We start from the raw sequence: 14,783 nt of genomic DNA on the forward strand, positions 1-14,783 counted from the left end.
GCCCTAGCGTCGGGTCATGCCCGTCACCGCACCCGCCTCGCACCGCGATCCCGCGACGCCCGCCCCGGCCGGCGCCCTGCGGGATCCCGCGCCCGCCTCGGCCGGAGCCGTCGCGCTCCGCGGGGTCGGCCGGTCGTTCCCCGTCGCCGGCACGCGCGAGCGGCGGGCCGTGCTCCGCGACGTCGGCCTCGACCTCGCGGCGGGCGACGTCGTCGCGATCCTCGGCCCGTCCGGCTGCGGCAAGTCGACCCTCCTCCGGCAGGTGAGCGGCCTCGACCGGCCCGACGCCGGATCCCTCTCCATCGACGGCACGCCCGTGCAGGACGTCGACCAGCGCTCCGCGGTCGCGTTCCAGGAGCCGCGCCTCCTGCCGTGGCGCACCATCGGCGCCAACGTGCGCCTCGGCCTGCCGCGCGACGTGCCGCGCGCCGAGGGGGACACCCGCGTGCGCGACCTCCTCGAGCTCACCGGGCTCGCCGAGGCGGCGGGCCTCCGTCCGCGCCAGGTCTCCGGCGGCATGGCCCAGCGCGCCGCGCTCGCCCGGGCCCTCGCGCGCCGACCGCGCGTGCTCGTGCTCGACGAGCCGTTCGGCGCGCTCGACGCCCTCACGCGGCTGCGCATGCAGGACCTGCTGCTGGACGTGCACGCGGCCATCCCGACGACGGTCCTGCTCGTCACGCACGATGTGGACGAGGCCCTGCACCTCGCCGACCGCGTGGTGCTGCTCGGGCCGGATCCCGCTCCCGGCGCGGCGCCCGGCGCCACCGTCCGCCGCGTGCTCGACGTGCCCGGCGCCCGACCGCGCGACCGCGGCGACGCGACCCTCGCCGCCCTCCGCGCCGAGCTGCTCGAGGGGCTCGGCGTGCCGGGCCACCGCGCCCGCTGACGCGCCCCGCCCGCCGCACCTCCCACCCGCCGCACCACCCGACACCGCACCGAGGACCCATCGTGACCCGACACCTTCCCCGCAGATCCCTTCCCGCCCTCGCGCTCGCGAGCGCCGCCGTGATGCTCCTCGCCGGATGCGCCGCGGGGGAGGGGTCCGCCGTCGCACCGGCCGCCGCTCCCGCCACCGCGGGCACCGAGGGCTGGAGCGCGGACACGCTCACCGTCGACTGGGCGACCTACAACCCGCTGAGCCTCATCGTGAAGGACCAGGGCCTGCTGGAGAAGCGCCTGGGATCGGAGGTGGAGGTGGACTGGGTGCAGTCGGCCGGATCCAACAAGGCCAACGAGCTGCTGCGCGCCGGGGCCGTCGACGTGGGATCCACCGCCGGGTCCGCGGCGCTCCTCGCCCGGGCGAACGGCTCGCCCATCCGCACCATCGACGTGTACTCGCAGCCGGAGTGGACCGCGATCGTCGTGCCGGAGGGGTCGCCCATCACGAGCGTCGACCAGCTCCGCGGGGCGGACATCGCCGCGACGAAGGGCACCGACCCGTACTTCTTCCTGCTGCAGGCGCTCGACGAGGCCGGCATCCCCGCCTCCGACGTCACCATCCAGAACCTCCAGCACGCCGACGGTCGCGCCGCCCTCGAGAACGGCTCCGTCGACGCGTGGGCCGGGCTCGACCCGCTCATGGCGGCGAGCCAGGCGCAGGCGGGATCCACGCTGCTCTACCGGAACGTCGACTTCGCGACCTACGGGTTCCTCAACGCCACGCAGTCGTTCCTCGACGCGTCGCCCGACCTGGCGCAGGCCGTCGTCGACGCGTACGAGCAGGCGCGCGCGTGGGCCGTCGACCACCCCGACGAGACCGCGGCGATCCTCGCGCAGGCCGCCGCGATCGATCCGGCCGTGGCGTCCACCGTCATCGACCGCACGAACCTCAGCGTCGATCCCGTGCCCGGCGACGCGCAGCGCACGGTGCTCGAGCGCGTCGGCCCGATCCTCGTGGAGTCGGGCGACGTGCCCGACCAGGGGCGGGTGGACACGGCGCTCGACGAGCTGTTCGAGCCGCGGTTCGCCGAGGCCGCCGACCCGGACGCGGGGACGGCCGGATGACCGCGCTCGACGCGGCCGCGCTCGACCGGTCCGACCTCGCGCCCGACGGCGAGCCCCCGGCGGACCCGCGTGCCGCCGACGCCTGGGGCTCCGTCGGCGGCCCGCTCGCTCGCGCGGGTCTCGGCCTGATCGTCCCCCTCATCGTCATCGGGCTATGGGCGGTCGTCACCGCGACGGGCGCCGTCCCGCCCCACCTGCTCCCGGCGCCGCTCGACGTGGTGCGCGCGGGGATCCAGCTCGCCGAGCAGGGGATCCTCGGGCAGTACGTCGCCATCTCGCTGCAGCGCGTGCTCCTCGGCTTCGCGCTCGGGGCGACCGTGGGCCTCGTGCTCGGCGCCGTCGTCGGCCTGTCGCGCGTCGGCCGGCTGCTCCTCGCGCCGACCGCGGGCGCGTTCCGCACCGTGCCGTCGCTCGCGTGGGTGCCGCTGCTCCTGCTCTGGATGGGGATCAACGAGGACTCCAAGGTCACGCTCGTCGCCATCGGCGCGATGTTCCCCGTCTACACGACGGTCGCGGGGGCGCTCCGGCACGTCGACCCGCACCTGGTGGAGGTGGGGCGCGCGTTCGGGCTGCGGCGGATCCCGCTGCTCCTCACCGTGCAGCTGCCCGCCGTGCTGCCCGCGGTCGTGTCCGGGCTCCGGCTCGCGCTCGCGCAGTCGTGGCTGTTCCTCGTCGCGGCGGAGCTGCTCGCCGCGTCGATGGGGCTCGGCTTCCTGCTCACCGAGTCGTCGTCGAACGGGCGCGTGGACCGCGTGCTCCTCGCGATCGTGCTGCTCGCCGTGCTCGGGGCGGTCACGGACGCCGTCGTGGGCCTCGTCGAGCGGGTGCTCGTGCGCCGCTGGGGCTGATCGCGCGGCGCTCCGTGTCGTCGCGTGACATCCCGGTTCCGGATCGCGCGGGCGGCGCACGTAGCGTCGGCGCATGACCTCCCCGCGCACCGAGCAGGCCGAGACCGTCCCCGCACCCGACGCCGCCCCGAAGCAGGCCCTCTTCCCACCGCCCGCCGCGCTGGCCGCCGCCGCGAACGTCACCGGCGAGGCGTACGCGCGGGCCGAGGCGGATCCGGTCGCCTTCTGGGAGGAGGCCGCCCGCCGCCTCGACTGGGACACGCCGTGGCACACGGCGCACACGTGGATCCCGCCGGTCGCCGCCGACGGCACCCCGCAGGTCCCCGCCGCGACGTGGTTCGCGGGCGGCCGTCTCAACGTCGCGGCGAACTGCGTCGACCGGCACGTCGCCGCCGGCCGGGGCGGGAAGGTCGCGCTGCACTTCGAGGGCGAGCCGGGGGACCGCCGCACGGTGACCTACCGCGACCTCCAGGACGAGGTGTCCCGCGCCGCGAACGCGCTCACCGCGCTCGGCGTCGGGCCCGGCGACCGCGTCGTGATCTACCTCCCGGTGCTCGTCGAGACCGTCGTCGCGACGCTCGCCGTCGCGCGCATCGGCGCCGTGCACTCGCTCGTCTTCGGCGGCTTCTCCGCGGAGGCCCTCCGCTTCCGGGTCGAGGACACGGGCGCGAAGCTCCTCATCACGAGCGACGGGCAGAACCGTCGCGGCACCGCCGTCGCCACCAAGCCGCAGGCCGACGAGGCCGTCGCGGGCGTCGCGTCGATCGAGCACGTGCTCGTCGTCCGCCGCACGGGCCAGGACGTGCCGTGGACCGCGGGCCGCGACGTGTGGTGGCACGACGCCGTGGGATCCGCGTCGCCCGTGCACGAGCCCCGGGCCTTCGACGCCGAGCACCCGCTCTTCGTCATCTACACCTCCGGCACGACGGGCCGCCCCAAGGGACTGGTGCACACGTCGGGCGGGTACCTGACGCACGCCTCGTGGGCGCACTGGGCGCACTTCGACGCGAAGCCCGACGACGTGCACTGGTGCACCGCCGACCTCGCCTGGGTCACGGCGCACACGTACGAGATCTACGGCCCGCTCTCCAACGGCCTCACGCAAGTGATCTACGAGGGGACGCCCGACACGCCCCATCGCGGGCGGCACCTCGAGATCATCGAGCGCTACGGGGTGACGACGTACTACACGGCGCCCACGCTGATCCGCTCGCTCATGAGCTGGTTCCCCGACGGCGTCGCCGGGCACGACCTGTCGAGCATCCGGCTGCTGGGATCCGTGGGGGAGGCGATCAACCCCGCCGCATGGCTGTGGTTCCACCGGGAGATCGGCGGCGGACGCGCGCCCGTCGTCGACACGTGGTGGCAGTCGGAGACGGGGGCCGCCGTCATCGCGCCGCTGCCCGGCGTCTCGACGCTGAAGCCCGGCGCCGCCGGACGCGCGCTGCCCGGCTTCCGGGTGGACGTGGTCGACGACGACGGCGAGCCCGCCGCCGCCGGCGAACGGGGCCTCCTCGTGATCCAGCGCCCCTGGCCCGGCATGGCCCGCACGGTGTGGGGCGATCCCGAGCGCTACCGCCGCGCCTACTGGGAGCGCTTCGCCGACCGCGGCTGGTTCCTCGCGGGCGACGGCGCCCGCCGCGACGCCGACGGCGACGTCGCGCTCCAGGGCCGGATCGACGAGGTCGTCAACGTCTCCGGGCACCGGCTGTCGACCATCGAGATCGAGTCGGCGCTCGTCGCGCACCCGCGGGTGGGGGAGGCCGGGGTGACGGGCGTCGCCGACGACCTCACCGGTCAGCGGGTCGTCGCCTTCGTCGTGCCCCGCGGCGACGACCGGCCCGCGGACGACGACGCGGCCGGCTGGGCGGCGCTCGCCGCGGAGCTGGAGCCGCTCCTCACCGCGCACGTGGCCCGCGCCATCGGCCCGGTCGCGAAGCCGCGGCGCGTGGTCGCGGTGCCGGACGTGCCGAAGACGCGCTCGGGGAAGATCATGCGGCGCCTCCTCGCCGACCTCGTCGATGGACGGACCCTCGGCGACGCCACGAGCCTCCAGGACGCTGCGGTGCTCGGCCGGATCCGCGCGGTGCTCGACGCGTCCGCGCGCTGAGGACACGCGCGGGCGGGGGTCCGACCCGCGGGCCCCGGCGGACACCCGCTAGAGTGACCGGCGGAACAGACCACCTTTAACATCCGTCCCGAGAGGCGGGGAAGGAGGTCGGATTGCCTCAGCGCGTCGTGCTGCAGCCCTCTGACATCACCCGTGCGCTCACGCGCATCGCCCACGAGATCCTCGAGTCGAACCGCGGCCCCGCAGGGCTGCTGCTCCTCGGCATCCCGACCCGCGGCACCGTCCTCGCCGAGCGCATCGGCCGGATCATCGCCCGCCTCGAGCCCGAGGCCCCCGCCGACCTGGTGGGCTCGCTCGACGTCACCATGTACCGTGACGACCTGCAGCGGAACCCCACCCGCGCGCCCGCGCCCTCGCTGCTGCCCGCGGGCGGCGTCGACGGCCGCACGGTCGTGCTCGTGGACGACGTGCTCTTCTCCGGCCGCACCGTGCGCGCCGCGCTCGACGCCATCGGCGACCTCGGCCGCCCCACGGCCGTGCGGCTCGCCGCGCTGGTCGACCGGGGCCACCGCGAGCTCCCCATCCGCGCCGACTTCGTGGGCAAGAACCTGCCGTCGAGCCTCGCCGAGCGGATCTTCGTGCGGCTCGACGAGATCGACGGCGAGGACGCCGTCACGATCCAGGGCCCCGACGACGAGGGGGCGGGCGCATGAGGCACCTGCTCTCCACCCGCGACCTGTCGCGTAACGAGGCCGTCCGCATCCTCGACGTGGCCGAGGACATGGCCGACGTCGGCACGCGCGAGATCAAGAAGACCCCCGCGCTCCGCGGCCGCACGGTCGTCAACCTCTTCTTCGAGGACTCGACGCGCACGCGCATCTCGTTCGAGGCCGCGGCCAAGCGCCTCTCGGCCGACGTCATCAACTTCAGCGCCAAGGGATCCAGCGTCTCCAAGGGCGAGAGCCTCAAGGACACCGCGCAGACGCTCCAGGCGATGGGCGCCGACGGCGTGGTCGTCCGGCACCCGTCGTCGGGCGCGCCGCACACGCTCGCCGGCAGCGGCTGGATCGACGCCGGCATCGTCAACGCGGGCGACGGCACGCACGAGCACCCCACGCAGGCGCTGCTCGACGCGTTCACGATCCGCCGCCGGCTGCACGGATCCGCCGCGCGCGGGAAGGGCCTCGACGGCACGCGCGTCGTCATCGTCGGCGACGTGCTCCACAGCCGCGTCGCGCGCTCGAACGCGTGGCTGCTCACGACGCTCGGCGCCGAGGTCACGCTCGTCGCGCCGCCCACGCTCGTGCCGGTGGGCGTCGGATCCTGGCCGGTCACGGTCCGCTACGACCTCGACGCCGCGCTCCGCGAGGGGAAGCCGGACGCCGTGATGATGCTCCGGATCCAGGCCGAGCGCATGCGCGCCGCCTTCTTCCCGAACCCGCGCGAGTACGCGCGCATCTGGGGACTCGACGACGCGCGGCTCGCGCTCCTCGGGCCCGATACGATCGTCATGCACCCGGGGCCCATGAACCGCGGGCTCGAGATATCCGCCGCCGCCGCCGACTCGGAGAGGTCCACGGTGCGCGAGCAGGTCGCCAACGGCGTCTCGGTGCGCATGGCCGTCCTCTACCTCCTGCTGTCCGGCGACGGGAAGGCCGACCGATGACCCCGAACGACACCCACCTGATCCGCGGAGCGACCCTGCCCTCGGGCGAGCGCGCCGACATCCTCGTCGCCGACGGGCTGATCCGCGAGATCGGCCCTGACCTCGAGACCCCCGAGGGCGCGCACGTCGTCGAGGCCGACGGCCTCGTCGCCCTGCCCGGACTCGTGGACCTGCACGTGCACCTGCGCGAGCCCGGCTACGAGCAGAGCGAGACCGTGCTCACCGGATCCCGCGCCGCGGCCCTCGGCGGCTTCACCGCCGTCTTCGCGATGGCCAACACCATGCCCGTGCAGGACACGGCGGGCGTGGTCGAGCAGGTCAAGGCGCTCGGCGACGCGGCCGGGTACGCCACGGTCCGCCCCATCGGGGCCGTGTCGGTGGGCCTCGCGGGGGAGTCGATGGCCGAGATCGGCGCCATGGCGTCGAGCCGCGCCGCCGTCCGCGTCTTCTCCGACGACGGCAAGTGCGTCTCCGACCCGCTCCTCATGCGCCGCGCGCTCGAGTACGTGAAGGCGTTCGACGGCGTCATCGCGCAGCACGCGCAGGACCCGCGCCTCACCGAGGGCGCCACCATGAACGAGGGCGCGCTGTCCGGCGAGCTCGGCATCACGGGCTGGCCCGCGGTCGCCGAGGAGTCGATCATCGCGCGCGACGTGCTGCTCGCCGAGCACGTCGGATCCCGCCTGCACGTCTGCCACGTCTCCACCGCCGGCTCCGTCGACGTGATCCGCTGGGCCAAGGCCCGCGGGGTCGACGTCACGGCCGAGGTCACGCCGCACCACCTGCTCCTCACCGAGGACCTGGTCGCCGGCTACGACGCGCGCTACAAGGTCAACCCGCCGCTCCGCCGCCGCGAGGACGTCGAGGCCCTGCGCGCCGCGCTCGCCGATGGCACGATCGACGTGGTCGCGACCGACCACGCGCCGCACCCCACGGAGGCCAAGGACTGCGAGTGGGACGCGGCCGCGTTCGGCATGGTCGGCCTCGAGTCGGCGCTCTCCGTGGTGCAGCTCGCCATGGTCGACACCGGGCTCCTCGACTGGGCCGGCGTCGCGCGCGTCATGTCGCACGCGCCCGCGCGCATCGGCCGCCTCGCCGAGCACGGGCACGCGCTCGCCGGCGGATCCCCGGCCGACATCACGCTCTATGACCCGACCGCGTCGCGCGTCTTCGGCCGCGACGACCTCGGCGGCCTCAGCGGCAACTCGCCGTACCTCGAGATGACGCTGCCCGGCCGCGTCGTCGCGACCTTCCACCGCGGCTACCCGACGGTGCTCGACGGCGCGCTCGTCGACCGCGAGACGGTCGCCCGCGCCGCGGTCCTCCGCGACCGCGCGGACGCCGACGCCCGCGACGCCGCATCCGACGCCCCGGCGGGACGCGCATGAGCGACCGCGTGGGACCCGCGGTCACCGTGATCGCGCTCCTCCTCCTGCTGCTCGCGCTCATGGCGCTCGGCTGGCGCGCGCGCCGGCGCCGCCAGCGCGCGCTGCCCGAGCCGCCGCGTCCGCCCGCCGGGCTCGGCGCGCCGACGCTCGAGGTCGACGTGCTCTACGTCGCCACGACCACCGCGGGCGAGCCGCTCGACCGGCTGACGGTCCGGCCCCTCGGCTTCCGGGGGCGCGCGGCGGCCCGCGTGCACGACGCCGGGCTGGTGCTCGCGATCGACGGCGAGCGCGAGGTGCTCGTGCCCGCCGACCGCATCACCGGATCCGGCCTCGCGACCTACGCGATCGACCGCGTCGTGGAGGAGGGCGGCCTCGTGGCCGTCACCTGGATCCTCGACCAGGTCGCCCGCACCGAGGTCGACACGTACCTCCGGGTGATCGACCCGCGCGAGAAGACCGCGCTCGTCGACGCCCTCCACCGGATCCCGCGCCTGGCGCACGACGACGACAACGAAGGGAAGTGACCGACATGGCCCGACACGAACCAGCTGTCCTGGTGCTCGAGGACGGACGGAGGTACGTCGGACGCGCGTACGGCGCCCGCGGCACCACGCTCGGCGAGGCCGTCTTCGCGACCGGCATGACCGGCTACCAGGAGACGATCACCGACCCGTCCTACGCGGGCCAGATCGTGCTCCAGACGGCGCCGCACATCGGCAACACCGGCATGAACGACGACGACATGGAGTCCCGCCGCATCTGGGTCGCCGGCTACGTCGTCCGCGACCCCTCCCGCGTGGTCTCCAACTTCCGCGGCACCCGCACGCTCGAGGACGACCTGGTCGCCCAGGGCGTCGTCGGCATCTCCGGCATCGACACCCGCGCGGTCACGCGTCGGATCCGCGACGAGGGCGCCATGCGCGCCGGCGTCTTCTCCGGCGAGGCCTTCGCGCTCGGCGACGAGGAGCAGCTCGCGCAGGTGCGGCAGGCACCCGACATGGCGGGCCGCAACCTCTCCGCCGAGGTCTCCACGCAGGAGACGTACACGATCCCCGCGGTGGGGACGCGCATCGGATCCGTCGCGGTGCTCGACCTCGGCATCAAGACCGCGACCGTCAAGCACCTCGCGGCCCGCGGCCTCGACGTGCACGTCGTGCCGCAGTCGATCACCACGGAGCAGCTCGCCGAGCTCGCGCCCACCGCGGTCTTCTACTCGAACGGCCCCGGCGACCCCGAGGCGTCGCAGTACCACGTGGAGCTGCTGCAGGACGTGCTCCGCAAGGGCATCCCGTTCTTCGGGATCTGCTTCGGCAACCAGCTCCTCGGCCGCGCCCTCGGCTTCGACACCTACAAGCTGCCGTTCGGCCACCGCGGGATCAACCAGCCCGTGCTCGACCGCCGCACCGGCCGCGTCGAGATCACGAGCCAGAACCACGGCTTCGCGGTGTCCGCGCCGCTCGACGGCCCCGTCGACAGCCCCGCCGGCTTCGGCCGCGCGGAGGTCAGCCACGTCTCGCTCAACGACCAGGTCGTCGAGGGGCTGAACTGCCTCGACATCCCCGCCTTCAGCGTCCAGTACCACCCGGAGGCGGCCGCCGGCCCTCACGACTCGTCGTACCTCTTCGACCGGTTCATCGAGCTGATCCACGCCGCGGGCGACGCCCCCGCATCCGCCGCGACCCCCCAGGAGACCGTGTAATGCCCAAGCGCGACGACATCAACTCCGTCCTCGTCATCGGCTCCGGGCCGATCGTCATCGGCCAGGCCGCCGAGTTCGACTACTCGGGCACGCAGGCCTGCCGCGTGCTCCGCGAGGAGGGCGTGCGCGTCATCCTCGTGAACTCGAACCCCGCCACGATCATGACCGACCCGGGCTTCGCCGACGCGACCTACATCGAGCCGATCACGAGCGAGGTGCTCGAGAAGATCATCATCAAGGAGAAGCCGGACGCGGTGCTCCCGACGCTCGGCGGCCAGACCGCGCTCAACGCGGCCATCCGGCTCGACGAGCTCGGCATCCTCGCCAAGCACGGCGTCGAGCTCATCGGCGCCAAGGTCGAGGCCATCCAGAAGGGCGAGGACCGCCAGCTCTTCAAGGACCTCGTCATCGAGTCCGGCGCCGACGTGGCCCGATCGCACGTCGCGAAGACGCTCGAGCAGGCCGTCGAGTACGCCGAGGACCTCGGCTACCCGCTCGTGATCCGCCCGTCCTTCACCATGGGCGGCCTCGGCTCCGGCTTCGCGCACACCCGCCAGGAGCTCGAGCGCATGGTCGCGGACGGCCTGCAGTCGAGCCCCACCACCGAGGTGCTCCTCGAGGAGTCGATCCTCGGCTGGAAGGAGTACGAGCTGGAGCTCATGCGCGACACGGCCGACAACACGGTCGTCGTCTGCTCCATCGAGAACGTGGACCCGGTCGGCGTGCACACGGGCGACTCGATCACGGTCGCGCCGGCGCTCACGCTCACCGACCGCGAGTACCAGCACATGCGCGACATCGGGATCGACATCATCCGCCGGGTGGGCGTCGACACGGGCGGCTGCAACATCCAGTTCGCGGTGGATCCCACGAACGGCCGCCTCATCGTCATCGAGATGAACCCGCGCGTCTCCCGCTCGAGCGCGCTCGCGTCGAAGGCCACGGGCTTCCCGATCGCGAAGATCGCCGCGAAGCTCGCCATCGGCTACCGCCTCGACGAGATCCCGAACGACATCACCAAGGTCACGCCCGCGAGCTTCGAGCCCACGCTCGACTACGTGGTCGTGAAGGTCCCGCGCTTCGCGTTCGAGAAGTTCCCGGCCGCCGACGCCGAGCTCACCACCACCATGAAGTCGGTGGGCGAGGCCATGGCCATCGGCCGTAACTACTCCACCGCGCTGCAGAAGGCGCTGCGCTCGCTCGAGAAGCGCGGATCCTCGTTCCACTGGGGGCCCGAGACCCGCTCGGTCGACGAGCTGCTCGAGGTGAGCCGCACGCCCACCGACGGCCGCATCGTCACGGTGCAGCAGGCGCTCCGCGCGGGCGCCACGCCGGAGCAGGTCTTCGACGCGACGAAGATCGACCCCTGGTTCATCGACCAGATCGTCCTCATCAACGAGGTCGCCGACGCCGTGCGCGACGCCGACGAGCTCGACGCGGACACCATCCGCGAGGCCAAGGACCACGGCTTCTCGGACGCGCAGATCGCGGAGATCCGCGGCCTGACCGAGCAGGAGGTGCGCGACGCGCGCCAGGCGGCGGACATCCGCCCCGTGTACAAGACGGTCGACACGTGCGCGGGCGAGTTCCCGGCGCTCACGCCGTACCACTACTCCAGCTACGACTCCGAGACGGAGATCGTGCCGTCCGACCGCCGCAAGGTGATCATCCTGGGCTCGGGCCCGAACCGCATCGGCCAGGGCATCGAGTTCGACTACTCGTGCGTGCACGCGTCCTTCGCGCTGTCCGACGCGGGCTTCGAGACGATCATGATCAACTGCAACCCGGAGACGGTCTCGACCGACTACGACACGAGCGACCGGCTCTACTTCGAGCCGCTCACGCTCGAGGACGTGCTGGAGATCGTGCACGCGGAGCAGCAGGCGGGCGAGCTCGTCGGCGTCGTCGTGCAGCTCGGCGGCCAGACCGCGCTGGGGCTCGCCAAGGGCCTCGAGGCCGCGGGCGTCCCGATCCTCGGCACGAGCCCGTCGGCCATCGACCTCGCGGAGGAGCGGGGCCTGTTCTCCGGGATCCTCGACGCCGCGGGCCTCGTGGCGCCCCGCAACGGCACGGCCGTCGCGATCGACGAGGCCGTGGTCGTCGCGGAGGAGATCGGCTACCCCGTCCTCGTCCGCCCGAGCTACGTGCTCGGCGGCCGCGGCATGGAGATCGTCTTCGACACCGCCACGCTGCACGACTACTTCCTGCGCATGGCCGACCAGGGCATCATCGGCGAGGGGAAGCCCCTCCTCATCGACCGGTTCCTCGACGACGCCATCGAGATCGACATCGACGCCATCTACGACGGCACCGAGCTGTACGTCGGCGGCGTCATGGAGCACATCGAGGAGGCCGGGATCCACTCGGGCGACTCGAGCTGCACGCTCCCGCCCGTGACCCTCGGCCGCGGCCAGATCCAGCAGGTCGTCGACGCCACGCGCGCCATCGCCGAGGGCGTGGGCGTGCGGGGCCTGCTCAACGTGCAGTTCGCGATCGGCGCGGGCGTGCTCTACGTCCTCGAGGCGAACCCGCGCGCGAGCCGCACGGTGCCGTTCGTCTCCAAGGCGCTCGGCATCCCGCTCGCGAAGGCCGCGTCGCTCGTCATGGTCGGCACGTCCATCGCCGAGCTGAAGGCGTCCGGCCTCCTGCCCGAGCGCGACGGATCCGACGTGCCGATGGACTCGCCCGTCGCCGTGAAGGAGGCCGTGCTGCCCTTCAAGCGGTTCCGCACGAAGGACGGCCTCATCGTCGACTCCGTGCTCGGCCCGGAGATGCGCTCGACCGGCGAGGTCATGGGCATCGACCGCGACTTCCCGCGGGCGTTCGCCAAGAGCCAGGAGGCGGCGTTCGGCGGCCTCCCGCTCTCGGGCACGGTGTTCGTCTCGGTCGCCGACCGCGACAAGCGCTCCATCGTGCTGCCGGTGCTCCGCCTCCAGCAGCTGGGCTTCGAGGTGCTCGCCACGGCGGGCACGGCGGAGGTCCTCAGCCGCAACGGGATCCAGGCGCGCGTCGTCCGCAAGTACAGCGAGGAGCCCGCCGCGGGCGACTCGCCGTCGATCGTCGACCTGATCAACCGCGACGAGGTGGACGTCGTCATCAACACGCCCTCCGGCCGCACGGCCCGCGCGGACGGCTACGAGATCCGCGCGGCGGCCGTCGCGGCGGACAAGGCGCTGTTCACGACCATCGCGCAGCTCACGGCCGCGGTCGCGTCGTTCGACGCCATCCGCGAGGGCTTCGACGTCACGAGCCTGCAGGACTACGCGATCGCCCGCGAGGCCCGCAGGTGACGACCGCCGACGGCGGGGCGGCTGCGGTCGCCCCGCCGTTCGGCGCGCGCCTGGCCCGCGCGTTCCGCGAGCGCGGGCACCTCTGCGTCGGCATCGACCCGCACCGGTCGCTGCTCGACGAGTGGGGCCTCGCCGACGACGCGCGCGGCCTCGAGGAGTTCGGCCTGCGCGTGGTCGAGGCGACCGCGGGGCGGGCGGGCATCGTGAAGCCGCAGGTCGCGTTCTTCGAGCGCCACGGATCCGCCGGGTACGCCGCCCTCGAGCGCGTGCTCGCCGCCGCGCGCGACGCCGGCCTCCTGGTGATCGCCGACGCCAAGCGCGGCGACATCGGCTCCACGGTCGACGCGTACGGCGCCGCGTGGCTCGCGCCCGACAGCCCGCTGCGCGCGGACGCCGTCACCCTCACCGCGTACACGGGCGTGGGATCCCTCGACGGCGTGCGCGCCGCGGCGGAGGCCTGGGGCGCGGGCGTCTTCGTCCTCGCCGCCACCTCGAACCCCGAGGCCCGTGACCTGCAGCGCGCGGTCCTCCCGGCCGACGGATCCGCCGACGCCGCCCGCACGGTGGCCCGTGGGATCCAGGACGCCGCGGCCGCCGCGAACGGCCCGCTCGACGACCCGTCGGCGGATCCGGGCGCCTTCGGCCTCGTCGTCGGCGCGACCGTCGACGCCGCCGACGCCGGGCTCGACCTCGGGCAGCTCACCCGCACGCCGATCCTCGCGCCGGGCTTCGGCCACCAGGGCGCGCTGCTCGGCGATGTCCGGAAGCTGTTCGGCCCGGCCGCCCGCGTTGTGATCGCGAGCGCGTCCCGGAGTATCCTCCAGGCAGGGCCACGGCGTGTCGCGGAGGCCGTCACCGACCACGCCGGACGACTCGAAGAGGTGCTGCCATGAGGCCCGAACCACCCGAGGTCGACCGGGTCGCCGCATCCCAGGCCGCCGTCGCCGCGCGCCGAGCGCGCGCCGAGGTGAAGCACGACATCGTCACGGGGGAGCGCACCCCGCTCGGCGTGCTCGACGCGTCCGCGGATCCCGCCCGCCGCGCCGAGGCCACGCTCCGCGTCACCGAGTTCCTCACGAGCATCCCGAACATCGGGCCCACCAAGCTCGAGCGGATCCTCGGCGACCTCGGCATCTCCACCGCCAAGCGCCTCGGCGGGCTCGGCGTGCACCAGCGCGTGCGCCTCACCCGGTTCCTCGAGGAGTGGCAGGCCGCCAAGCAGATCGTGGAGCCCAGCCGCCTCGTCGTGCTCGCCGGCCCCACCGCGGTCGGCAAGGGCACGGTCTCGACCTTCATCCGCGAGAACGAGCCCGACGTGCTGCTCTCCGTCTCCGCCACCACGCGCGCCCCGCGTCCCGGCGAGGTCGAGGGCGTCAACTACTACTTCGTCTCCGACGCCGAGTTCGACCGGATGGTCGAGCACGAGGAGCTGCTCGAGTGGGCCACGGTGCACAACGCGCACCGCTACGGCACGCCGCGCGCGCCCATCGACGCCGCTCTGGCCGAGGGCCGCAGCGTGCTGCTCGAGATCGACATCCAGGGCGCGCGCCAGGTGAAGGCCGCCATGCCGGAGGCCCGGCTCGTGTTCCTGCTGCCGCCCACCTGGGAGGAGCTGGTGCGCCGCCTGGTCGGCCGCGGCACCGAGGGACCCGAGGAGCAGCAGCGCCGCCTGGACACCGCGAAGGTCGAGCTGGCCGCCCAGGACGAGTTCGACCACCTCGTCGTGAACCGCGATGTCGCGGAGGCCGCGCGCGAGGTCGTAGACTTGATGAGATCCAGGAAGGCCGTCGGTCCATGACGCGGACCCGTGCGGCCTT

The 14,783-nt window shown here is 73.9% G+C and carries 12 protein-coding genes; all 12 read left to right on the plus strand.

The features are described 5' to 3' along the window. The first annotated feature begins 16 nt into the window (after positions 1-16). The 12 genes from ACMT9T_RS00985 (at position 17) to gmk (ending at position 14,764) form a co-directional block, all read left to right on the plus strand. Positions 17-886: an ABC transporter ATP-binding protein gene (locus ACMT9T_RS00985; RefSeq protein WP_414743843.1), complete on the plus strand. Its 870-nt coding sequence runs from the start codon at positions 17-19 to the stop codon at positions 884-886. A 62-nt stretch (positions 887-948) separates the two neighbouring features. Continuing rightward, positions 949-2,004 (plus strand): aliphatic sulfonate ABC transporter substrate-binding protein, encoded by a 1,056-nt coding sequence (locus tag ACMT9T_RS00990; protein ID WP_414743844.1) that lies wholly within the window; start codon positions 949-951, stop codon positions 2,002-2,004. Then, positions 2,001-2,852: an ABC transporter permease gene (locus tag ACMT9T_RS00995; RefSeq protein WP_414743845.1), complete on the plus strand. Its 852-nt coding sequence runs from the start codon at positions 2,001-2,003 to the stop codon at positions 2,850-2,852. The genes ACMT9T_RS00990 and ACMT9T_RS00995 overlap by 4 nt, the downstream gene beginning before the upstream one ends. A 73-nt stretch (positions 2,853-2,925) precedes the next feature. Next, positions 2,926-4,962, plus strand: a complete 2,037-nt coding sequence (gene acs / locus ACMT9T_RS01000) for an acetate--CoA ligase (protein WP_414743846.1) — start codon at positions 2,926-2,928, stop codon at positions 4,960-4,962. A gap of 113 nt (positions 4,963-5,075) precedes the next feature. Beyond that, positions 5,076-5,636, plus strand: a complete 561-nt coding sequence (gene pyrR, locus ACMT9T_RS01005) for a bifunctional pyr operon transcriptional regulator/uracil phosphoribosyltransferase PyrR (RefSeq protein WP_414743847.1) — start codon at positions 5,076-5,078, stop codon at positions 5,634-5,636. Next, positions 5,633-6,589, plus strand: a complete 957-nt coding sequence (locus ACMT9T_RS01010) for an aspartate carbamoyltransferase catalytic subunit (RefSeq protein ID WP_414743848.1) — start codon at positions 5,633-5,635, stop codon at positions 6,587-6,589. The genes pyrR and ACMT9T_RS01010 overlap by 4 nt, the downstream gene beginning before the upstream one ends. Further along, positions 6,586-7,977, plus strand: coding sequence for a dihydroorotase (locus ACMT9T_RS01015; protein WP_414743849.1), 1,392 nt, complete (start codon positions 6,586-6,588; stop codon positions 7,975-7,977). The genes ACMT9T_RS01010 and ACMT9T_RS01015 overlap by 4 nt, the downstream gene beginning before the upstream one ends. Further along, positions 7,974-8,501: a PH-like domain-containing protein gene (locus ACMT9T_RS01020; RefSeq protein WP_414743850.1), complete on the plus strand. Its 528-nt coding sequence runs from the start codon at positions 7,974-7,976 to the stop codon at positions 8,499-8,501. The genes ACMT9T_RS01015 and ACMT9T_RS01020 overlap by 4 nt, the downstream gene beginning before the upstream one ends. 5 nt (positions 8,502-8,506) lie before the next feature. After that, on the plus strand, positions 8,507-9,676 hold the full coding sequence (gene carA, locus ACMT9T_RS01025; RefSeq protein WP_414745844.1) for a glutamine-hydrolyzing carbamoyl-phosphate synthase small subunit: 1,170 nt from the start codon (positions 8,507-8,509) through the stop codon (positions 9,674-9,676). After that, positions 9,676-12,966, plus strand: a complete 3,291-nt coding sequence (gene carB / locus ACMT9T_RS01030; RefSeq protein ID WP_414743851.1) for a carbamoyl-phosphate synthase large subunit — start codon at positions 9,676-9,678, stop codon at positions 12,964-12,966. The genes carA and carB overlap by 1 nt, the downstream gene beginning before the upstream one ends. Continuing rightward, entirely contained in the window at positions 12,963-13,859 is an 897-nt protein-coding gene (gene pyrF / locus ACMT9T_RS01035) for an orotidine-5'-phosphate decarboxylase (RefSeq protein ID WP_414743852.1), read from the plus strand. The genes carB and pyrF overlap by 4 nt, the downstream gene beginning before the upstream one ends. Further along, a complete protein-coding gene (gmk, locus tag ACMT9T_RS01040; RefSeq protein ID WP_043669661.1) occupies positions 13,856-14,764 on the plus strand; it encodes a guanylate kinase in 909 nt (302 codons plus the stop codon). The genes pyrF and gmk overlap by 4 nt, the downstream gene beginning before the upstream one ends. The last annotated feature ends 19 nt before the right edge of the window (positions 14,765-14,783 follow it).

Origin of the sequence: Clavibacter vidaverae (genome assembly GCF_047529985.1) — a bacterium.
GTDB lineage: Bacteria > Actinomycetota > Actinomycetes > Actinomycetales > Microbacteriaceae > Clavibacter > Clavibacter nebraskensis_A.

Excerpts from the sequence above, each read along its gene's own strand:
- ACMT9T_RS00985 (WP_414743843.1), top strand. The coding sequence starts at position 17 with ATGCCCGTCACCGCACCCGCCTCGCACCGCGATCCCGCGACGCCCGCC.
- ACMT9T_RS00995 (WP_414743845.1), top strand. The coding sequence starts at position 2,001 with ATGACCGCGCTCGACGCGGCCGCGCTCGACCGGTCCGACCTCGCGCCC.
- acs (WP_414743846.1), top strand. The coding sequence starts at position 2,926 with ATGACCTCCCCGCGCACCGAGCAGGCCGAGACCGTCCCCGCACCCGAC.
- ACMT9T_RS01010 (WP_414743848.1), top strand. The coding sequence starts at position 5,633 with ATGAGGCACCTGCTCTCCACCCGCGACCTGTCGCGTAACGAGGCCGTC.
- ACMT9T_RS01015 (WP_414743849.1), top strand. The coding sequence starts at position 6,586 with ATGACCCCGAACGACACCCACCTGATCCGCGGAGCGACCCTGCCCTCG.
- ACMT9T_RS01020 (WP_414743850.1), top strand. The coding sequence starts at position 7,974 with ATGAGCGACCGCGTGGGACCCGCGGTCACCGTGATCGCGCTCCTCCTC.
- carA (WP_414745844.1), top strand. The coding sequence starts at position 8,507 with ATGGCCCGACACGAACCAGCTGTCCTGGTGCTCGAGGACGGACGGAGG.
- carB (WP_414743851.1), top strand. The coding sequence starts at position 9,676 with ATGCCCAAGCGCGACGACATCAACTCCGTCCTCGTCATCGGCTCCGGG.
- gmk (WP_043669661.1), top strand. The coding sequence starts at position 13,856 with ATGAGGCCCGAACCACCCGAGGTCGACCGGGTCGCCGCATCCCAGGCC.